This window comes from Pseudomonas hamedanensis (assembly GCF_014268595.2).
GTDB classification, from domain to species: domain Bacteria; phylum Pseudomonadota; class Gammaproteobacteria; order Pseudomonadales; family Pseudomonadaceae; genus Aquipseudomonas; species Aquipseudomonas hamedanensis.
The window spans coordinates 2,225,858-2,247,004 of the sequence record NZ_CP077091.1 but is presented as its reverse complement, the minus strand read 5'-3'; the positions used below and the strand labels follow the sequence as shown (position 1 = coordinate 2,247,004).

Sequence of the window (21,147 nt, the reverse complement as noted above, 5' to 3'; positions counted from 1 at the left end):
TTCCCTATAACAAAATGAGGACGGCACCATGAGCGCTTTAACCTTGAAAGTCGCAGTCAACCTGGTCAGCGAAGCCATCAGCGCAGGGCGCGGCATCAACGCCGCGCCGCTGACCATCGCGGTACTCGACACCGGCGGCCACCTGATCGCCCTGCAACGCGAAGACGGCGCCAGCCTGCTGCGCCCCAACATCGCCATCGGCAAAGCCTGGGGCGCCATCGCCCTGGGCAAAGGCTCACGGCTACTGGCGCAAGACGCGCAACAACGCCCAGCTTTTTTTGCCGCCCTCAACAGCATGGGCGAGGGCAGCGTCGTGCCGGCACCGGGCGGTGTGTTGATTCGCAATCAGACAGGGGAAGTGCTGGGCGCGATCGGGATCAGCGGGGATTTGTCGGATGTGGATGAGCAAGTGGCGATCAGGGCGGTTGAGGCGCTGGATTTGAGGGCGGATGGCGGGGTGGCTGTGTGAATGTCAGCGTTTGAATAACCGCTTTCGCGAGCAGGCTCACTCCTACAGGGGATTTGTGCTGGACACAAAATGTCTGAATCCCACAAATCCCCTGTAGGAGTGAGCCTGCTCGCGATAGCTATCTCCCAGACACATCCTGCCAACAGTTAGCCCGCTCCATTCGCATTCCCCGTACTAGCCTTTTATGACTTGCTCACAGGAGGCAAAGGAATGCCGGATCTACCTGCTGCACATAAATTGCGAGTCGGGCGCTATGCCGAAGTCAGCCGAATCTATCTGCTGACCAGTAACACCCATCAACGAAGGCCGATCTTTACGGATTTTGCCTTGGGTAGGCTGGTCGCTGACCAGTTGCAGAATGCGCAAGAATCGGGATTGGTAAATTCACTGGCCTGGGTTGTCATGCCAGACCATTTCCATTGGCTGATTGAATTACGAAGCGGTTCATTGAGTGCGCTGATGCAAAAAACCAAGTCGCTGAGCACCAGGTCTGTGAGGCAAGCGACTGGTGAAATCAGCGTGCTCTGGCAGAGAGGTTTTCATGATCGGGCGCTGCGAAAGGACGATGATTTAGTGAAAATGGCGCGGTATGTAGTAGCCAATCCATTGCGCGCAGGGCTGGTTGACAAGCTTGGCGAATATCCGCTTTGGGGGGCGATCTGGGTTTGAGCCGGGACCGCGTCGCCTCGATCGCGAGCAGGCTCACTCCTACAAGTTGGAATACATTCCCCTGTAGGAGCGAGCCTGCTCGCGATAGCATCGCTACGGTCTTTCAGTCCGGCTCACACCCCTTCAACACCAACCGGATAATCGTCTGCGCCGCAGCCTCATAATCCGCCTCGTCCAGCTTGTCTTTGCCGGTCACCGCAGAAATCTGCCAGTCGAAGTCGGCGTAGGTCTGGGTCGCGGCCCAGATGCTGAACATCAGGTGGTTGGGGTCGATCGGGGCGATCTGGCCGCGGTCGATCCAGCTCTGGATGCAATCGATGTTGTGCTTGGCCTGGGCGTTGAGTTGTTCGACCAGATCGGCGCTCAGGTGTGGGGCGCCGTGCATGATTTCGCTGGCGAACACCTTGGAGGCGAAGGGCAGGTCGCGGGAGATGCGGATTTTCGAGCGGATGTAGCCGCTCAGCACCTCGCTCGGCACGCCGTCCGGGTTGAATGGGGTCGAGGCCTGCAAAATCGGCTCGATGATGCTTTCCAGCACCTCGCGGTAGAGGTTTTCCTTGGACTTGAAGTAGTAGTAAACGTTGGGCTTGGGCAATCCCGCCTTGGCGGCGATGTCGCTGGTTTTGGTCGCCGCGAAGCCCTTGTCGGCAAACTCTTCGCTGGCGGCGCGCAGGATCAGTTCTTTGTTACGCTCGCGGATTGTGCTCATAAACCCGGTGATTCCTTGCCTGTTCTGGCGGTGGCGCATGGTAGCACCGGCCTTGAGCGACGCTCAACAATGCAGCCTGTGGCCGGCGGTCGCGTTATGCTTGGCAACATTCATACACAGAAGGAAACAGGATTCATGGCAGGAAGCAGTTTGCTGGTGCTGATCGATGACATCGCCACCGTTCTGGATGACGTTGCATTGATGACTAAAATGGCTGCGAAGAAGACCGCCGGCGTGCTCGGTGACGATCTGGCGCTCAATGCCCAGCAGGTCTCCGGCGTGCGTGCCGAGCGGGAAATTCCCGTGGTCTGGGCGGTGGCCAAGGGCTCGTTCGTCAACAAACTGATCCTGGTGCCGTCGGCGCTGGCGATCAGCGCATTCGTGCCATGGCTGGTGACGCCGTTGCTGATGGTCGGTGGTGCGTACTTGTGCTTCGAGGGTTTCGAAAAGCTCGCGCACAAATTCCTGCACAGCAAAGAGGAAGACGAAGCCGGGCATGCGCAGTTGACCGAAGCCGTCGCCGACCCGGCCACCGATCTGGTCGCTTTTGAGAAAGACAAGATCAAGGGCGCGGTTCGCACAGACTTCATCCTCTCGGCAGAAATTATTGCCATCACCCTCGGCACAGTGGCGGATGCCTCACTGACCCAGCAAGTGGTGGTGATGTCCGGCATCGCCCTCGTCATGACTGTGGGCGTTTACGGCCTGGTCGCCGGCATCGTCAAACTCGACGACCTGGGCCTGTGGCTGACCCAGAAGCCTGGGCAAATGGCGAAAAAAATCGGCAGCGGCATCCTCAGCGCGGCGCCATACATGATGAAAACCCTGTCGGTGGTCGGTACGGCGGCGATGTTTCTGGTCGGCGGCGGCATCCTCACCCACGGCGTGCCGGTGGTGCATCACTGGATTGAAGGCGTTGGCGCGGCAGCAGGCAGTGCAGGCTTCGCGGTGCCGATGCTTCTCAATGGCGTGGCGGGGATTATTGCCGGGGCGGTGGTGTTGGCGGTGGTTGCCGTCGTCGGCAAGATCTGGCGCGCAATAAAAGGCTGAACACGAACCCTTGTAGGAGTGAGCCTGCTCGCGACAGCGGTGTATCAGACACAAATTAATCGTCTGACACACCGCTATCGCGAGCAGGCTCACTCCTACAGTTGGTGGGTGTTGTGCCATGAAAAAGGGCCATTCGACTTGCATCGAATGGCCCTTTTTTGTACCCGCCAAAATTACTCGGCAATCTGCAATTTACGCGCCTCGGTGTACACGTAACGCACTTTCTCGTACTCGAACGGCGAGTTCATCTGGCCATAGCGGAAGCTGGTCTGATAGCGCTTGTCGATCGCACGCAATGCCCAGACTTCAGGATGGTTGGAGCTGACTTCCGCCACATTGAGGAAGTTGATCGCAGAGTCGGCGGTGTAATCCACAGCAAGGCCTGCAGTGTCGCGAATGTTCGAGGGGCCGAAGATCGGCAGCACGAAGTAGGCGCCCCCCGGCACGCCATAGAAGCCCAGGGTCTGGCCGAAGTCTTCGCTCTGGCGCGGCAGGCCCATGGCGGTCGCCGGGTCCCACAGGCCGGCGATGCCGATCGTGGTGTTGAGCAGCAGGCGCGCAGTGGTTTCCATCGAGCGCTGGCCCTTGAACTGCAACAGGCTGTTGACCAGGTTCGGCACGTCGCCAATGTTGTTGAAGAAGTTGCTCACCCCGGTGCGCACGAAGCTCGGCGTGATGTAGCGATACCCGTCAACCACCGGCAGGAACACCCACTGGTCGAAGCGGTAGTTAAAGTGATAGACCCGACGGTTCCACGACTCCAGCGGGTCGTAGACGTTCAGCGCGTTGAGCGTCGAGCGCTCGAACTCGCGCTGGTCCAGGCCCGGGTTGAACTTGAGTTTGGTCAGCGGCTCCTTGAAACCGTCGCTGTCGACCACCACCGGTGCATTGGCTTTGCTGTTGTCGGCCTGGGCCACGCCTGCACAGAGGAACGCTGCAATCAGCAGGAGATATTTAGCCACGGAAGAACTCCAGCATGGCGTCGCTGTTGACGCGGTAGTTAAGGTTGCCGCAGTGGCCGCCCAGTGGATATACGGTCAGACGGTCACCGAAGGTCTTGCGCAGGAAACCGAGGTCGCCCGGGCCGAGGATGACGTCGTCGGCGTTGTGCATCACGGCGATTTTCGGGCTGTCGTGCAGGTAATCCTTGAGCGCATACAGGCTGACCTGATCGATCAGTTGCAGCAGGCTGCCGCCGTCGGTGCGCGCACGCCACATCGGAATCACCTGCTCGGTCAGGTAGCAGTCGAAATCGCACTGCAATGCACGCTTGAGAAACGGCGTGAGGCTGGTGCTTTCGGTAATCGGGTACTTTGGCGGGGTGATCAGCCCGCGACGGTTGACCAGGTCCGAGGTGTAGGCAATGTCGGCTGCCGAGAAGCGGAACGACGTACCGATCAGCATGGCCATCTGTTCATTGGTCAGGTGCTGCTTGGACTGCTGGAAGTCGTAGAGCAAGGCATCGTTGAGGTCGATGTAGCCCTTCTGCTGGAAGTAGCGGGTCAACTTGCCCAGTACCAGTTCATAGAACGTGGTACTGCTGTTGATGCCTTTAACCTCGGTTTGCACCAGTTTGTCGAGGTTGGTCACCGAGGTGTAAAGGTTGACCGGCGGATTGAGCAGCAGCACTTTCTTGAAGTTGAAGCTGCGGCGCGTCTCGTCCAGGTGCGCGACGAACGCGGCATCCAGCGCGCCGAGGCTGTAGCCGGTCAGGTAATACTCTGTGACCGGCAGTTTCGGGTTCTGCGCCCGCACCGCTTGCATCACCCGGTACATGTCTTCGGCGTCTTCCTTGGTGACGCCCGGGGTGGCGAAACGCGAGGCGGCGCTGATGAAGTCGAAGCTGGTGGGCGACGACAGCTGCACGACGTGGTAGCCGGCCTTGTAATAAAGTTTTTTCAGGTATTCGTTGAGCGTGCTGTCATAGCGCGCGCCGGTACCGGCAATCAGGAAGATCAGCGGTGCCGGCTTGTCCTGGGTGGCGATGCGATAAGTAAGCTTCTTTACCGCCCAGAAATTATCCGGCAACTGGAACTCGCGCTCCGGGCGCAGCGTAAGGCTGCGATCGGACTGGTTGATGTCGTCGTCCAGCGGCAATTCCGGACGCAGGTCCGGCGGAGTCGTGGCGATAGTCGCCTCGAACGGGTTGGTCAGCGGGTAGCCATAACTGGCGGCGTCGATATCCACCGCCAGTGCGGACGCACTCGAAATAAGGCCGCTGAACAGCGCGGCGAAGCGCAAGGAACGGAGCATGACTAGATCCCTTAGAGGAAGGTGCCGGATGAAGTTCGCAGGCTATGACCACCGGGTTTGCACCAAAGTGCCATGCCTCGGCACCAAACAGGCGGAATTCGGAGTAATAGTAGCTGGACGATACACTTTGCACGGCCTGGATGAACAGTTAAGTGTTGTTAGCGCTTGCGTATGGACCACGGCAGATTAAGCTGGCCGCCGATTTCCGTAGATTGGAGTGCTTCATGTCCCGCCGCTTGCCCGTGATTGTGCTGCTCGTTCTCTTGCCGTTGTGGCTGGCCGCCAGCTATGGCGCGCGATATGGCTTTATGGAAGACGGACGCTGGGTGGGCATCTGCGTGGATGAGGCCAGTCGTTGGGAATGCGTGGTGCGTTCGAACCTGGGGCTGATGATCCATTTCAAGCTGCTGGGCTGGGCGGCGCTGGGGACAGCGGTGTCGGGTTTCGTTGTGCCCGGACGGGCAGGGTGGTGGCTGGCGGTGCTGGCGCTGGTGTTCGGGTTGCCGGCGCTGGCGTTGTACAACACGACGTTGGCGGTGTTTGCGGTGGTGATTGCCGGGTTGCGCTTGGTCAGATCCTCTCGCGGCGCCTGACAGTCAGTCTTCGCGAGCAGGCTCACTCCTACAAGGGGAACGCATTCCAAAATGTAGGAGTGAGCCTGCTCGCGATAGGGCCAGTGAAGCCCATGAAGCTTTAAGTTCTGCGCACCCGTAGGCAACGCCACAACGCCGCCACCATCAACCCGCTGACCAGCGCCCAACCCCACGCCTGCTGATTCAACAAGCCTTCCTGATACAACTGCGGTGCAATCCCTGCACCGATCATAAAGGTCAGCAAGGCGATCTCCCGCCGCGGCACGTTCACCGGCCGGCACAGATAAACCAGCGCCGGCAGCACGAACGCCATGCTGGCGAAACTGCGATAACGCGGGTCGAAGACCATTTCCAGCATCATCACCGCCGCCGCAAAGCCTGCCGTCGCGACCAGCCAGCCGGCGCGACGCTCAAGGAAATCGAATGCGCGTGAGCGCCAACCCATACGCGCACTCAACGTCAGCGCGGCATGCGCAAGCACCAACAAATTCAGCGCAGTCAGCAAGCCGACCCACAGCCATTCACTGGCAAATCGCGTAGTCAGTCGCGCCAGATCCCCCCAGGCGCCCAGCGAGCAGGCGGCGAGGGCGCCCAGCAGCGGCAGCAGCAATGCCGCGCGCGTTGCGCGGACGCGACCGCCGAGGAACAGCGTGCCAAGGAATATCAAACCACCGACCGCCAGCCACTGTTGCCAGTACGGCACATTGCTCACCGGCCCGGCGAGTACGCCCTTGTCCTGCCGATCGGCATCGAACAGACCCCAATAGCCGCCGACCGCGCCTTCGCTGCCTCGCTTCCAGGGCTGATCGAAGGCTTCGATCAGGTTGTAACGCCAGCCTTCTCTTTCGGCCATGGCAACAAAGCCGCGAATGAATTTCGCTTCGTTGACCCGGCTCGGCACCGCAGTCTCGCGCTGGCGGCCTTCGCTCGGCCAGCCGGTTTCGCCGATCATCACGTCTTTGGGAGCGAACTTGTGGCCGAACACCTGGCGTACGTCCGCCACGTGTCGCAGGGCGACGTCGATATTCGACGGGGCATCCTCCCAGTAGGGCAGCAGGTGAATAGTCAGGAAATCCACGGCCGGCGCGACTTCCGGGTGTTTGAGCCAGAACTCCCAGACGTCGGCATAAGTCACTGGCTGCTTGACCTGGCTTTTGACTTTGTCGATCAGTCGGACCAGTTGCGCGGCGCTGACTTCCTTGCGCAGCAACGCTTCGTTGCCAACGATCACGGCGCTGACCACATCCGCATTGGCATTGGCCGAAGCGATCAGCAAATCGACTTCTTTTTCAGTCTCCACCGGGTTGCTGTTGACCCAGGCGCCGATCATCACTTTCAGGCCATGTTTACGCGCCAGGTCCGGTATCGCCTCCAGGCCGGTCATCGAGTAGGTGCGGATGCATTCAAAGCGTGTCGCCAGCAGCGCGAGGTCAGCGTCCATGCGCTCGGGGCGCAATTTGAACGGGACGTCGAACGGCGATTGGTCTTTATCGAAGGGTGTGTACGAGGCGCATTGCAGCTTGTGCGTCGGTGTCGCGGCGTCCGGCAACACCACTGGTTGGCCGAGGCCGTACCAGAAGCCGCCGATGGCGAACAGCCCGAGCAGGCAGGCGAACAGATAAGCGAGAAGGGGGGAGCGGGACGTCGCGGACATGGTCGGGCCGAGTGGCTGCAAAGCGGCGCATGTTACCTGCATTTACGGAAGGGCAGGTGGCTCGCAGGCGTTGCCCATGCAAAGTTCGGGCGGATTGTCTGGCGTCAAATATTCAAGGGCGGTTAATGGCGTTCTGATGTCGTTTCTCGTTGCCTTGAGGTCGCTGACAGAGCAGGTCGCCAGCGGCGTCAGGTTGATGATCGAAGCGTCAGTACCCTTGGATAAATCGCGCCGTGGCTCGAACGGGTTTGCACTCGGCGGTGGTGAGGGCGCTGTGCACCATAACAATACGTTGACGATGTCCGGCATCCGTCGGGCGCAGCATTTCGGGGAAGTAACGATGAAGATGCGACGACTGTTAGGCGCAGGTGCCGTTCTGGCGCTTGCGATGAGTTCCACTTTCGCCAACGCTGAAAAACAGACCCTGAACATCGGTTACGTTGACGGCTGGTCCGACAGCGTCGCGACCACCCACGTGGCGGCCGAAGTGATCAAGCAGAAACTCGGTTATGACGTGAAGCTGCAAGCCGTCGCCACCGGGATCATGTGGCAGGGCGTGGCCACCGGCAAACTTGACGCCATGCTCTCGGCCTGGCTGCCGATCACCCACGGCGATTACTGGACCAAGAACAAGGATCAGGTCGTCGATTACGGTCCGAACTTCAAGGATGCGAAAATCGGCCTGATCGTGCCGGAGTACGTCAAAGCCAAGTCGATCGAAGACCTTAAAACCGACGACACCTTCAAAAACCGCATCGTCGGCATCGACGCCGGTTCAGGGGTGATGCTCAAGACTGATCAGGCGATTAAGGATTACGGCCTCGACAAGTACAGCCTCAAGGCCAGTTCCGGTGCCGGCATGATTGCCGAGCTGACCCGTGCCGAGAAGAAAAACGAATCCATCGCCGTCACCGGTTGGGTGCCGCACTGGATGTTCGCCAAGTGGAAACTGCGCTTCCTTGACGACCCGAAAGGTGTGTATGGCGCTGCGGAGACCGTGAACAGCATCGGCAGCAAAGGCCTGGAAGCCAAGGCGCCGGAAGTGGCGAAGTTCCTGAAAAACTTCCAGTGGGCCTCGAAAGACGAAATCGGCGAGGTCATGCTGGCGATTCAGGACGGTGCCAAGCCTGATGCAGCGGCCAAGGACTGGGTGGCAAAACACCCTGATCGTGTAGCTGACTGGACCCAATAATTTCAACACCGCCACACCCCTGTAGGAGTGAGCCTGCTCGCGATAGCGTCCCGTCGGTTGATAGAAATGTCGACTGATACGACGCCATCGCGAGCAGGCTCACTCCTACAGTTGTTTTGGGCGTACCGGAAAATGGCAGAAGGGTCATGGCCTTCTACTACTAAGGTCGTCTGGAACCTCTCTCGCAGCCGCATACATTAGCTACGTTCCAACAATAATCTGTGCTGCGAGGATAAAAACAATGAACGACAGCATTTACCTCTCGATTCAAAACAGTCCCCGATTCAAGGAGCTGGTGCGAAAAAGGGAAAAGTTCGCCTGGATACTCTCGGCGATCATGCTCGGGCTCTACTCTGGATTCATTCTTCTGATCGCATACGGCCCGCATGTACTGGGGGCAAAACTCAGTCCTGAATCTTCGATTACCTGGGGCATCCCGATCGGTGTCGGCCTGATTGTTTCGGCCTTCATCCTGACCGGCATTTATGTCCGCCGCGCCAATGGCGAGTTCGACGACCTGAACAATGCGATTCTCAAGGAGGCTCAGCAATGATCCGGCGTCTACTGGTTCTTTTGAGCATTGCAGCGTTTGCACCCGGCGCCTGGGCGGCTGATGCCCTGACCGGTGCGGTGGCCAAGCAGCCGCTGAACGTTGCGGCGATCCTGATGTTCGTGGCCTTCGTTGGCGCGACCTTGTACATCACCTACTGGGCTTCGAAGAAGAACAACTCGGCCGCCGATTACTATGCGGCAGGCGGCAAGATCACCGGTTTCCAGAACGGTCTGGCGATTGCCGGTGACTACATGTCGGCGGCGTCCTTCCTGGGGATTTCCGCGCTGGTGTTCACCTCTGGCTACGATGGCCTGATCTACTCGATCGGCTTCCTGGTGGGCTGGCCGATCATTCTGTTCCTGATTGCCGAGCGCCTGCGTAACCTGGGTAAATACACCTTTGCCGACGTGGCGTCCTACCGCCTCGGGCAAACCCAGATTCGCACCCTGTCCGCCTGCGGTTCGCTGGTGGTGGTGGCGTTCTACCTGATCGCGCAGATGGTCGGCGCCGGCAAGCTGATCCAGCTGTTGTTCGGTCTCGATTACCACGTTGCGGTGATTCTGGTCGGCGTGCTGATGTGCCTGTACGTGCTGTTCGGCGGCATGCTGGCGACCACTTGGGTGCAGATCATCAAGGCTGTGCTGTTGCTGTCCGGCGCCTCGTTCATGGCGCTGATGGTGATGAAGCATGTTGGCTTCGACTTCAACACGCTGTTCTCCGAAGCGATCAAGGTTCACGCCAAGGGCGAAGCGATCATGAGCCCGGGCGGTCTGGTGAAAGATCCGATTTCCGCGTTCTCGCTGGGTCTGGCGTTGATGTTCGGTACTGCGGGCCTGCCGCACATTCTGATGCGCTTCTTCACCGTGAGTGACGCCAAAGAAGCGCGTAAAAGCGTGCTGTACGCGACTGGCTTCATCGGCTACTTCTACATCCTGACCTTCATCATCGGCTTCGGCGCGATCCTGCTGGTCAGCACCAATCCGGCGTTCAAAGATGCAGCGGGCGCCTTGCTCGGCGGCAACAACATGGCGGCGGTGCACCTGGCCAACGCGGTCGGTGGCAGTATCTTCCTTGGTTTCATCTCGGCAGTGGCATTCGCGACCATTCTCGCGGTGGTTGCGGGTCTGACTCTGGCCGGCGCTTCGGCGGTGTCGCATGACCTGTATGCCAGTGTGATCAAGAAGGGCAAGGCCAACGAGAAGGACGAGATCCGCGTTTCGAAGATCACCACCATTGCCCTCGCGGTGTTGGCGATTGGTCTGGGCATTCTGTTCGAAAGCCAGAACATCGCGTTCATGGTGGGCCTGGCGTTCTCGATTGCGGCGAGCTGTAACTTCCCGGTGCTGTTGCTTTCGATGTACTGGAAGAAGCTGACCACCCGTGGCGCGATGATCGGCGGCTGGTTGGGGCTGGTCAGTGCGGTGGGGTTGATGGTGCTTGGCCCGACCATTTGGGTGCAGATTCTGCATCATGAGAAGGCGATTTTCCCTTACGAATATCCAGCGCTGTTTTCCATGATCATTGCGTTTGTGGGGATCTGGTTCTTCTCGATTACTGACAAGTCGGCGGCGGCGGACAATGAGCGGGCGCTGTTCTTCCCGCAGTTTGTGCGTTCGCAGACCGGGTTGGGGGCGAGTGGGGCGGTTTCGCACTAAGGGGTCAGTTACAAGCTACAAGCTTCAAGCTTCAAGAAAGCGCCCCGGTTGAGAGATCGGGGCGTTTTTTTTGTGGGCGGTTATTGGTTGGTTTGGTGGGTATATCCGTTGCTGCGGGCGTTGCTGATTACGGTTCCGCCCTTACGGCGGGTCACCTTTTTCAAACGCCAAAAAGGTAACCGAAAAGGCTTGCTCCTGCGTTCGGCCCTCGCAGGCTCGGGTTCCTTCGCTGCGGGATCGATCCGGGCGCAGCGGCTCCGGTTTGCTTCGCTGCACCTCCTTCCGCTGTGTCTGGCTGCGCCAGACGGTCGCTGCGCTCCCACGCCCGAATCAATCCCTCCACTCAGCCTTCCGAAGTCGCCCGTGGATCAAAAGCACTCGAGCTAACGCTCATTGTTGAGTGGGGCGGCTTTGCCGCGGGCAGCTGCGCTGCTTTGCTTTTCAGTGGGAGCGAGCCTGCTCGCGAAGGCGGCCTGACAGCCGACCTGTTTCTCACTGGTGTATGCATTCCAAATGTAGGAGTGAGCCTGCTCGCGATGGCGGCCTGCCGGCCAACAAATTCCTACCAGATACAAATGATCCAACTGTAGGAGCTGCCGCAGGCTGCGATCTTTTGATCTGGCTCTGGCTCTGGCTCTGGCTCTGGCTTTTGATATTTCGCCCCTTCGGCAGGCTTCGTTACGGGATCGATCCGGGCGTGGGAGCGCAGCGACCGTACGACGCAGTCGTACACAGCGGGAGGAGGTGCAGCGAAGCAAGCCGGAGACGCTGCGCCCGGATCGGTCCCGTAACGAAGGAACCCCGAGCCCCAGCGAGCGGGCCGTACGCCGGGGCAAAGCCTTTTGGGTTACCTTTTCGGCGTTTGGAAAAGGTGACTCGCTGTAAGAGCGAAACCATAAGAAGCCGTTACCGCAGCAACGGATATACCCCCAATCCAACAAACAAAAACGGCCTCTATAAATAGAGGCCGTTCCTGACACACCCACTAAACCATCACAAAAAAGAAAAACCCTATTTGCGATCTTCCAGCGAAGTAATGTCACGCGACTCGTAGCCAGTATAGAGCTGGCGCGGACGGCCAATCTTGTACGGGCTCGACAACATTTCCTTCCAGTGCGAAATCCAGCCCACAGTACGTGCCAGGGCGAAAATCACGGTGAACATGCTGGTCGGAATGCCGATCGCCTTGAGGATGATCCCCGAGTAGAAGTCGACGTTCGGGTACAGCGAGCGTTCGATGAAGTACGGATCGGTCAGGGCGATCTCTTCCAGGCGCATGGCCAGTTCGAGTTGCGGATCGTTGTTGATGCCCAGTTCCTTCAACACTTCGTCGCAGGTCTGCTTCATCACAGTCGCGCGCGGGTCGCGGTTCTTGTAGACGCGGTGACCGAAGCCCATCAACTTGAACGGATCGTTCTTGTCCTTGGCCTTGGCGATGAACTTGTCAATGTTCGACACATCGCCAATCTCATCGAGCATGGTCAACACGGCTTCGTTCGCACCGCCGTGGGCAGGGCCCCACAGTGCGGCGATACCGGCGGCGATACAGGCAAACGGGTTGGCACCCGAAGAGCCGGCCAGACGCACGGTGGAGGTCGAAGCGTTCTGCTCGTGGTCGGCGTGGAGGATGAAGATCCGGTCCATGGCCTTGGCGAGCACCGGGCTGATCGGTTTGATCTCGCACGGGGTGTTGAACATCATGTGCAGGAAGTTTTCCGCGTACGTCAGGTCGTTGCGCGGGTACATCATGGGTTGGCCCATGGAGTACTTGTAAACCATCGCTGCCAGGGTTGGCATCTTCGCAACCAGGCGGATCGCGGAAATTTCGCGATGCTGCGGGTTATTGATGTCCAGGGAGTCGTGGTAGAAGGCCGAGAGGGCGCCGACTACACCGCACATGACGGCCATCGGGTGGGCGTCGCGACGGAAACCGTTGAAGAAGGTTTTCAGCTGCTCGTGAACCATGGTGTGGTTTTTCACGGTGCTGACGAACTGGGCCTTCTGTTCTGCGGTCGGCAATTCGCCGTTGAGCAGCAGGTAGCAGGTTTCCAGGTAGTCCGACTTTTCAGCCAGCTGTTCGATCGGGTAGCCGCGGTGCAACAGAATGCCGTTGTCGCCGTCGATATAGGTGATCTTCGATTCGCACGAGGCGGTCGACATGAAACCCGGGTCGAAAGTGAAGCGGCCCGTGGCCGTCAGGCCCCGAACATCGATTACATCGGGACCAACGGTGCCGGTTAAAATGGGCAGCTCGACGGGGGCTGCGCCCTCGATGATCAACTGCGCTTTTTTGTCAGCCATGTGGCCTCCTATTTATGCTTGAACCATCAGACAGACCCCCCACGCAGGGCCCGCACCACTATAGTGAGATAAATTCGAATGTCAATTTGCCTAAAGTCTTGCTCCAGAAGGCTTTAAGCCGACTTTTTCCTCGAAATTGCCTGCCATTTACGCCTTTTATGCAACTTGTGCAATCCGCTATTGGGGGTAGGTGAACGCGTTGTCATTAGTAGCCTAACTGTCTATACTCGGCCACCGACCGCCAAGGGCTTTTGGGCTTGCTTTCATTGGGGGTCGCATCCCTGGGTGGTGGTTACCTGACCAGTGCACTCCCCAACAACTTTGCCCTGATTGTTAGGGGCTCTTCAGTGTGAAAAAAAAGCCGTGAAAAGCCAACGACCTGTAAACCTAGACCTAAGGACCATCAAACTCCCAGTCACTGCTTACACGTCCATTCTTCACCGAATCTCCGGTGTCATCCTCTTTGTGTGCCTTGCCATCATGCTTTATGCATTGGACAAGTCGCTGAGCTCCGAGGAAGGCTTCGGTCAGGTGAAAGCGTGTCTGACCAGTCCGCTAGCCAAGCTAGTGATTTGGGGCATCCTGTCCGCTCTGCTGTATCACCTGGTAGCCGGTGTGCGCCACTTGATCATGGACATGGGCATCGGTGAGACGCTGGAAGGCGGCAAACTGGGCTCGAAAATCGTTATCGCCGTTTCCGTGGTGGTAATCGTTCTGGCAGGAGTCTGGATATGGTAACTAACGTCACTAACCTGTCGCGTTCGGGCCTCTATGACTGGATGGCGCAACGTGTGTCTGCGGTCGTTCTCGCGGCTTACTTCATCTTTCTGATCGGATACATCGTCGCCAACCCTGGCCTCGAGTATGCCCAGTGGCATGAACTGTTCGCCCACAACGGAATGCGTATTTTCAGCCTGCTGGCCCTTGTTGCTCTGGGCGCTCACGCCTGGGTCGGCATGTGGACCATCGCGACCGACTACCTGACGCCAATGGCGTTCGGCAAGTCCGCAACGGCGATACGTTTCCTTTTCCAGGCAGTATGCGGCGTTGCGATGTTCGCTTACTTCGTCTGGGGTGTGCAGATTCTCTGGGGTATCTGAGTCATGGCTAACATTCCAACGATTTCTTTCGACGCCATCATTATTGGTGGTGGCGGTGCCGGCATGCGCGCGGCGCTGCAGCTGGCACAGGGCGGCCACAAGACTGCGGTGATCACCAAGGTTTTCCCGACCCGTTCGCACACTGTGTCCGCACAGGGTGGCATCACTTGCGCAATCGCTTCCGCCGATCCGAACGATGACTGGCGCTGGCACATGTACGATACCGTCAAGGGTTCCGACTACATCGGTGACCAGGACGCTATCGAATACATGTGTCAGGAAGGCCCGGCCGCCGTGTTCGAGCTGGACCACATGGGTCTGCCGTTCTCGCGTACCGAGCAAGGCCGTATCTACCAGCGTCCGTTCGGTGGCCAGTCCAAGGACTACGGCAAGGGCGGTCAGGCAGCACGTACCTGCGCGGCGTCCGACCGTACCGGCCACGCGCTGCTGCACACCCTTTATCAGGGCAACCTGAAAGCCGGTACCACGTTCCTCAACGAGTACTACGCGGTCGATCTGGTGAAAAACCAGGAAGGCGAATTCGTCGGTGTGATCGCGATCTGCATCGAAACCGGTGAAACATCGTACATCCGCGCCAAGGCCACCGTATTGGCTACTGGCGGTGCAGGCCGTATCTACGCGTCCACCACCAACGCCCTGATCAACACCGGTGACGGCGTTGGCATGGCCTTGCGTGCTGGCGTGCCGGTACAAGACATTGAAATGTGGCAGTTCCACCCGACCGGTATCGCCGGCGCCGGTGTACTGGTTACAGAAGGCTGCCGTGGTGAAGGTGGTTACCTGATCAACAAGCACGGCGAGCGTTTCATGGAGCGTTATGCTCCGAACGCGAAAGACCTGGCCGGTCGTGACGTGGTTGCTCGTTCGATGGTTAAAGAAATCATCGCTGGCAACGGTTGCGGTCCGAATGGCGACCACGTGATGCTCAAACTCGACCACCTGGGCGAGGAAGTGCTGCACAGCCGTCTGCCAGGCATCTGCGAATTGTCGAAGACTTTCGCTCACGTTGACCCGGTGGTTGCGCCGGTTCCGGTTGTTCCGACCTGCCACTATATGATGGGCGGCGTTGCCACCAACATTCATGGCCAGGCGATCACCCAGAACGCCGAAGGCGTGGATCAGATCATTCCAGGTCTGTTCGCTGTAGGTGAAGTGGCTTGCGTATCGGTGCACGGTGCCAACCGTCTGGGCGGCAACTCGCTGCTCGACCTGGTGGTCTTCGGTCGCGCTGCCGGCCTGCACCTGGAAAAGGCGCTGACCGACGGTATCGAATACGACGACGCCACCGAGTCCGACATCGAAGCTGCACTGTCGCGTCTGAACGCGCTGAACAACCGTACCGACGGTGAAGACGTTGCCACCCTGCGTCGTGAGCTGCAAAGCTGCATGCAGAACTACTTCGGTGTATTCCGTACCGGCGAATACATGCAGAAGGGCATCGCTCAGCTGGCCGATCTGCGCAAGCGTATCGCCAACGTGAAGATCAACGATAAGTCGCAGGCGTTCAACACTGCACGTATCGAAGCGCTGGAACTGCAAAACCTGCTGGAGGTGGCTGAAGCTACCGCCATTGCGGCCGAAGTCCGTAAAGAGTCCCGCGGCGCTCACGCCCGTGAAGATTTCGAAGACCGTGATGACGAAAACTGGCTGTGCCACACCCTGTACTTCCCGGGTGACAAGCGCGTCACCAAGCGTGCCGTGAACTTCTCGCCGAAGACTGTTCCGACTTTCGAACCTAAAGTCCGGACTTATTAAGGGTGACCGCCATGTTGCAAGTCAGTGTTTATCGCTACAACCCTGATCAGGACGCTGCGCCGTTCATGCAGGATTTCCAGGTCGATACCGGTGGTAAAGACCTGATGGTGCTGGACGTGCTGGCCCTGATCAAGGAGCAGGACGAGGGTTTCTCCTATCGTCGCTCCTGCCGTGAAGGCGTCTGCGGCTCCGACGGCATGAACATCAACGGCAAAAACGGTCTGGCATGCATCACGCCGCTGTCTGCCGTTGTAAAAGGTAACAAGCTGATCGTTCGTCCACTGCCAGGGTTGCCGGTTATCCGTGACCTGGTTGTCGATATGAGCATCTTCTACAAGCAATACGAGAAGGTGAAGCCTTACCTGCAGAACGACACGCCGGCTCCGGCCATCGAGCGTCTGCAATCGCCGGAAGAACGTGAAAAGCTCGACGGTCTGTACGAGTGCATCCTGTGCGCCTGCTGCTCGACTTCTTGCCCATCGTTCTGGTGGAACCCTGACAAGTTCCTCGGTCCTGCTGCGCTGCTGCAAGCCTACCGCTTCCTGGCTGACAGCCGTGACACCAAGACCAGCGAGCGTCTGGCTTCACTCGATGACCCGTTCAGCGTCTTCCGCTGCCGGGGCATCATGAACTGCGTCAACGTATGTCCGAAAGGCCTGAACCCGACTAAGGCCATCGGTCACATCCGTAACATGTTGCTTTCAAGCGGCGTGTGATTCAGCTGCTGTAACCGTTGCACCGTAGAGGCTGTGGCGCGGGCTTCAACCCGCGTCATGGCTATAACCAGAGCCGTAGCCATAAGCTGCAGCTCTTATTTTGAAGAAATGAGACAAGCAGGGGCATCCGGGCTGGTACCCGGACTATCAGTGTGATCCTAAGTGGCTTGTTTTAGTCGCTGCATTCGGACTTCTGCAAGTTTGCTCGGTGTCGACGCCGATGGTGTTCCCCTAACCGAGGGTGACCAAGCATGCAAGAAAGCGTGATGCAGCGCATGTGGAACAGCGCCTACCTTTCAGGTGGAAACGCTGCCTATGTGGAAGAGCTTTATGAGCTCTACCTGCACGACCCTAACGCTGTGCCAGAAGAGTGGCGCACCTACTTTCAGAAGTTGCCCGCCGACGGCAACTCTGCCACTGATGTTTCGCACTCGACAATTCGCGATCATTTCGTGCTGCTGGCAAAGAACCAGCGCCGCGCCCAACCGGTTTCCGCCGGCAGCGTGAGCAGTGAGCACGAGAAGAAGCAAGTTGAAGTGCTGCGATTGATCCAGGCCTACCGTATGCGTGGCCACCAGGCAGCCCAGCTTGACCCGCTGGGGCTGTGGCAGCGTCCTGCACCTGCAGACCTGTCGATCAATCATTACGGCTTGACCAATGCCGATCTTGATACGACCTTCCGTGCCGGCGACCTGTTCATCGGCAAAGAGGAAGCGAGCCTACGCGAAATTCACGAAGCGTTGCAGCAGACATATTGCCGCACCATCGGCGCTGAATTTACGCACATCACCGATTCCGAGCAGCGCCAGTGGTTCCAGCAGCGTCTGGAAAGCGTGCGTGGTCGCCCGACGTACTCCGCCGACATCAAGAGCCACCTGCTTGAGCGTGTGACCGCCGGTGAAGGCCTGGAAAAATACCTGGGCACCAAATACCCGGGCACCAAGCGTTTCGGTCTGGAAGGCGGCGAAAGCCTGATTCCGATGCTCGACGAACTGATCCAGCGTTCCGGCTCGTACGGCACCAAGGAAGTCGTCATCGGCATGGCCCACCGTGGTCGTCTGAACGTACTGGTCAACACCTTCGGCAAGAACCCGCGCGAGCTGTTCGACGAGTTCGAAGGCAAGAAGAAGGTCGAGCTGGGCTCCGGCGACGTGAAATATCACCAGGGCTTCTCGTCCAACGTGATGACCACCGGCGGTGAAGTTCACCTGGCCATGGCGTTCAACCCGTCCCACCTGGAAATCGTTTCCCCGGTGGTCGAAGGTTCGGTGCGCGCCCGTCAGGACCGTCGCAACGACCTGACCGGTGAGAAGGTGCTGCCGATCTCCATCCACGGTGACGCGGCGTTCGCCGGTCAAGGCGTGGTCATGGAAACCTTCCAGATGTCGCAGACCCGCGGTTTCAAGACCGGCGGTACCGTGCACATCGTGATCAACAACCAGGTCGGTTTCACCATCAGCAACCCGCTGGACTCGCGTTCCACCGAGTACGCCACCGACGTTGCCAAGATGATCCAGGCGCCGATCCTCCATGTGAATGGCGATGATCCGGAAGCCGTGTTGTTCGTGACCCAGTTGGCCATCGACTACCGCATGCAGTTCAAGCGGGACGTGGTGATCGACCTGGTCTGCTACCGTCGTCGCGGCCACAACGAGGCCGACGAGCCAAGCGGCACCCAGCCTCTGATGTATCAGCAGATCACCAAGCAGCGCACCACCCGTGAGCTGTACGCTGACCGCCTGACCCAGGCCGGTGTGCTCGACGCTGAACGTGTTCAGGCCAAGGTCGACGAATACCGCAACGCGCTGGACAACGGTCTGCACGTCGTGAAATCGCTGGTCAAAGAGCCGAACAAAGAGCTGTTCGTCGACTGGCGTCCGTATCTGGGCCACGCCTGGACTGCGCGTCACGACACTCGCTTCGATCTCAAGACCCTGCAAGAGCTGTCCGCCAAGCTGCTGGAAATTCCGGAAGGCTTCGTGGTCCAGCGTCAGGTCGCGAAGATCTACGAAGACCGTCAGAAGATGCAAGCCGGCGGCCTGCCGATCAACTGGGGTTATGCCGAAACCATGGCGTACGCGACCCTGGCGTTCGAAGGTCACCCGATCCGCATGACCGGTCAGGACATCGGCCGCGGTACGTTCTCGCACCGTCACGCTGTGCTGCACAACCAGAAAGACGCGGGCACCTACATTCCACTGCAGAACCTGTACGACGGTCAGCCTCGTTTCGACCTGTACGACTCGTTCCTCTCGGAAGAAGCAGTACTGGCGTTCGAATACGGTTACTCGACCACCACGCCAAACGCGCTGGTGATCTGGGAAGCCCAGTTCGGCGATTTCGCCAACGGTGCACAGGTCGTGATCGACCAGTTCATCACCAGCGGCGAGCACAAGTGGGGCCGTCTCTGCGGTCTGACCATGCTGCTGCCACACGGTTACGAAGGCCAGGGCCCTGAGCACAGCTCGGCACGTCTTGAGCGTTACCTGCAGCTGTGCGCCGAGCACAACATTCAGGTGTGCATGCCGACTACCCCGGCACAGATCTACCACTTGCTGCGTCGTCAGGTGATTCGTCCGCTGCGCAAGCCGCTGGTCGTGCTGACGCCGAAGTCGCTGCTGCGCCACAAGCTGGCCATCTCGACGCTGGAAGATCTGGCCGAAGGTTCGTTCCAGACCGTGATCCCGGAAATCGATGCCCTGGACCCGAAAAAGGTCGAGCGCGTGGTTCTGTGCAGCGGCAAGGTCTACTACGACCTGCTGGAAAAACGCCGTGCCGAAGGCCGCGAAGATATCGCCATCGTGCGTATCGAGCAGCTGTATCCGTTCCCTGAGGACGACTTGAAGGAAGTCCTGGCTCCGTACACCAACGTCAAGCATGCCGTCTGGTGTCAGGAAGAGCCGATGAACCAGGGTGCCTGGTACTGCAGCCAGCATCACTTGCGTCGCAGCATCGCCAACCTCGACAAGACTCTCGTACTTGAGTACGCGGGCCGTGAGGCTTCGGCTGCGCCAGCTTGTGGTTACGCATCGATGCACGCCGAGCAGCAGGAAAAACTGCTGCAAGATGCTTTCACTGTTTAACGCCTTCGCGCTGACTGAAACCGAATTTTAAGGACCCACAGATAATGGCTATCGAAATCAAAGCCCCGTCATTCCCGGAATCGGTTGCCGATGGCACCGTTGCCACCTGGCACAAGAAACCAGGTGAGGCCGTCAAGCGTGACGACCTGATCGTCGACATCGAAACCGACAAAGTCGTGCTGGAAGTATTGGCTGAAGCGGACGGCGTGCTGGGCGCAATCGTTGCCGAAGAGGGCGCTACCGTTCTGTCGAACCAGGTCCTGGGCTCGATTGAAGAGGGCAGCGCTGCTGCCGCTCCAGCCGCCGCTGCTGCTCCGGCGGCTACTGCCGCTGCCGCACCGGCTGCTGCCGAAGGCGAAGATGACCCGATCGCAGCTCCGGCTGCGCGCAAGCTGGCTGAAGAAAACGGCATCAACATCGCCTCCGTTGCCGGCACCGGCAAAGGCGGTCGTGTGACCAAGGAAGACGTGGTTGCAGCGGTTGCTGCCAAGAAAGCCGCTCCGGCTGCCGCGCCTGCCAAGGCTGCTGCTCCTTCGGCTGCCGCTCCAGTGTTCGCTGCTGGCGACCGCATCGAGAAGCGCGTACCGATGACCCGCGTTCGTGCCACCGTGGCCAAGCGTCTGGTTGAAGCGCAGTCGAACATGGCCATGCTGACCACGTTCAACGAAGTCGACATGACCGAAGTCATGGCCCTGCGTTCGAAGTACAAGGACCTGTTCGAGAAGTCCCACAACGGCGTACGCCTGGGCTTCATGTCGTTCTTCGTCAAGGCAGCCACCGAAGCGCTGAAGCGCTTCCCGGCGGTCAACGCGTCGATCGACGGCGGCGACATCGTTTACCACGGCTACGCGGACATCGGCGTTGCCGTTTCCAGCGACCGCGGCCTGGTGGTACCGGTTCTGCGTAACGCGGAGCTGATGAGCCTGGCTGAAATCGAAGGCGGCATCGCAACATTTGGCAAGAAAGCCCGTGACGGCAAACTGTCGATGGACGAGATGACCGGTGGTACCTTCACCATCACCAACGGTGGTACCTTCGGTTCGATGATGTCGACACCCATCGTCAACCCGCCGCAGGCAGCGATTCTGGGCATGCACAACATCATCCAGCGTCCTATGGCCATCAACGGTCAGGTCGTGATCCGCCCGATGATGTACCTGGCACTGTCCTACGATCACCGTCTGATCGATGGCAAAGAAGCTGTAACCTTCCTGGTGACCATCAAGAACCTGCTGGAAGATCCGGCTCGTCTGTTGCTGGATATCTAAGAAAACAGCTGCAAGTTTCAGGCTTCAAGCCACAAGCTCCAGGCGAGCTGAAGGGCTTGCAGCTTGTGGCTTGCGGCTCGTAGCTTTATTGCTAAAGAGGATTTTT

The 21,147-nt window shown here is 58.9% G+C and carries 18 protein-coding genes; 13 read left to right on the top strand and 5 right to left on the bottom strand.

Going from position 1 to position 21,147, the window contains the following annotated elements:
• Nucleotides 1–28: 28 nt before the first annotated feature.
• The gene (locus HU739_RS09615) at nt 29–469 is read left to right on the top strand and encodes a GlcG/HbpS family heme-binding protein (protein ID WP_186551059.1); all 441 of its coding nucleotides are present in this window, start codon (nt 29–31) and stop codon (nt 467–469) included.
• Nucleotides 470–679: 210 nt separating this feature from the next.
• Nucleotides 680–1,138: an REP-associated tyrosine transposase gene (locus tag HU739_RS09610; protein ID WP_186551058.1), complete on the top strand. Its 459-nt coding sequence runs from the start codon at nt 680–682 to the stop codon at nt 1,136–1,138.
• Nucleotides 1,139–1,241: 103 nt separating this feature from the next.
• Here HU739_RS09610 and HU739_RS09605 read toward each other — a convergent pair whose 3' ends face one another.
• Complete coding sequence (locus HU739_RS09605; protein ID WP_186551057.1) at nt 1,242–1,847, bottom strand: TetR/AcrR family transcriptional regulator; 606 nt, start codon at nt 1,845–1,847, stop codon at nt 1,242–1,244.
• Nucleotides 1,848–1,982: 135 nt separating this feature from the next.
• Between HU739_RS09605 and HU739_RS09600 the strand changes: the two genes are divergently transcribed.
• On the top strand, nt 1,983–2,897 hold the full coding sequence (locus tag HU739_RS09600; RefSeq protein WP_186551056.1) for a DUF808 domain-containing protein: 915 nt from the start codon (nt 1,983–1,985) through the stop codon (nt 2,895–2,897).
• A 173-nt stretch (nt 2,898–3,070) separates the two neighbouring features.
• Here the strand turns inward: HU739_RS09600 and HU739_RS09595 are convergent, their stop codons facing one another.
• Nucleotides 3,071–3,859 (bottom strand): MlaA family lipoprotein, encoded by a 789-nt coding sequence (locus HU739_RS09595; protein ID WP_186551055.1) that lies wholly within the window; start codon nt 3,857–3,859, stop codon nt 3,071–3,073.
• The gene (locus HU739_RS09590; protein ID WP_186551054.1) at nt 3,852–5,150 is read right to left on the bottom strand and encodes a serine/threonine protein kinase; all 1,299 of its coding nucleotides are present in this window, start codon (nt 5,148–5,150) and stop codon (nt 3,852–3,854) included. The genes HU739_RS09595 and HU739_RS09590 overlap by 8 nt, the downstream gene beginning before the upstream one ends.
• Nucleotides 5,151–5,374: 224 nt before the next feature.
• On the opposite strand from HU739_RS09590, the gene HU739_RS09585 reads away from it, so the two are divergent.
• The gene (locus tag HU739_RS09585; RefSeq protein WP_186551053.1) at nt 5,375–5,743 is read left to right on the top strand and encodes a hypothetical protein; all 369 of its coding nucleotides are present in this window, start codon (nt 5,375–5,377) and stop codon (nt 5,741–5,743) included.
• 100 nt (nt 5,744–5,843) lie between these two features.
• On the opposite strand, the gene HU739_RS09580 is transcribed toward HU739_RS09585, so the two are convergent.
• Nucleotides 5,844–7,439: a glycoside hydrolase family 17 protein gene (locus HU739_RS09580; RefSeq protein ID WP_186551052.1), complete on the bottom strand. Its 1,596-nt coding sequence runs from the start codon at nt 7,437–7,439 to the stop codon at nt 5,844–5,846.
• Between the two features lie 298 nt (nt 7,440–7,737).
• Between HU739_RS09580 and HU739_RS09575 the strand changes: the two genes are divergently transcribed.
• From HU739_RS09575 to HU739_RS09565, 3 genes are all read left to right on the top strand, one after another.
• Nucleotides 7,738–8,589 carry a glycine betaine ABC transporter substrate-binding protein gene (locus HU739_RS09575; RefSeq protein WP_186551051.1) on the top strand — a complete coding sequence of 284 codons (852 nt, stop codon included), beginning with the start codon at nt 7,738–7,740 and terminating at the stop codon, nt 8,587–8,589.
• A 241-nt stretch (nt 8,590–8,830) separates the two neighbouring features.
• A complete protein-coding gene (locus HU739_RS09570) occupies nt 8,831–9,142 on the top strand; it encodes a DUF485 domain-containing protein (RefSeq protein WP_186551050.1) in 312 nt (103 codons plus the stop codon).
• Nucleotides 9,139–10,797: a cation acetate symporter gene (locus HU739_RS09565; RefSeq protein WP_186551049.1), complete on the top strand. Its 1,659-nt coding sequence runs from the start codon at nt 9,139–9,141 to the stop codon at nt 10,795–10,797. The genes HU739_RS09570 and HU739_RS09565 overlap by 4 nt, the downstream gene beginning before the upstream one ends.
• 1,011 nt (nt 10,798–11,808) lie before the next feature.
• Here the strand turns inward: HU739_RS09565 and gltA are convergent.
• Nucleotides 11,809–13,098: a citrate synthase gene (gene gltA / locus HU739_RS09560; protein WP_101158686.1), complete on the bottom strand. Its 1,290-nt coding sequence runs from the start codon at nt 13,096–13,098 to the stop codon at nt 11,809–11,811.
• Between the two features lie 363 nt (nt 13,099–13,461).
• Between gltA and sdhC the strand changes: the two genes are divergently transcribed.
• The 6 genes from sdhC (at nt 13,462) to odhB (ending at nt 21,041) form a co-directional block, all read left to right on the top strand.
• Nucleotides 13,462–13,836: a succinate dehydrogenase, cytochrome b556 subunit gene (gene sdhC, locus HU739_RS09555; protein WP_016773673.1), complete on the top strand. Its 375-nt coding sequence runs from the start codon at nt 13,462–13,464 to the stop codon at nt 13,834–13,836.
• The gene (gene sdhD / locus HU739_RS09550; RefSeq protein ID WP_008049683.1) at nt 13,830–14,198 is read left to right on the top strand and encodes a succinate dehydrogenase, hydrophobic membrane anchor protein; all 369 of its coding nucleotides are present in this window, start codon (nt 13,830–13,832) and stop codon (nt 14,196–14,198) included. The genes sdhC and sdhD overlap by 7 nt, the downstream gene beginning before the upstream one ends.
• 3 nt (nt 14,199–14,201) lie before the next feature.
• Entirely contained in the window at nt 14,202–15,974 is a 1,773-nt protein-coding gene (gene sdhA, locus HU739_RS09545) for a succinate dehydrogenase flavoprotein subunit (protein WP_186534249.1), read from the top strand.
• A gap of 11 nt (nt 15,975–15,985) precedes the next feature.
• Nucleotides 15,986–16,690 carry a succinate dehydrogenase iron-sulfur subunit gene (locus tag HU739_RS09540; protein WP_016773675.1) on the top strand — a complete coding sequence of 235 codons (705 nt, stop codon included), beginning with the start codon at nt 15,986–15,988 and terminating at the stop codon, nt 16,688–16,690.
• Nucleotides 16,691–16,941: 251 nt separating this feature from the next.
• Entirely contained in the window at nt 16,942–19,773 is a 2,832-nt protein-coding gene (locus HU739_RS09535) for a 2-oxoglutarate dehydrogenase E1 component (protein WP_041479560.1), read from the top strand.
• Between the two features lie 44 nt (nt 19,774–19,817).
• Nucleotides 19,818–21,041, top strand: coding sequence for a 2-oxoglutarate dehydrogenase complex dihydrolipoyllysine-residue succinyltransferase (odhB, locus tag HU739_RS09530; RefSeq protein WP_186551048.1), 1,224 nt, complete (start codon nt 19,818–19,820; stop codon nt 21,039–21,041).
• The last annotated feature ends 106 nt before the right edge of the window (nt 21,042–21,147 follow it).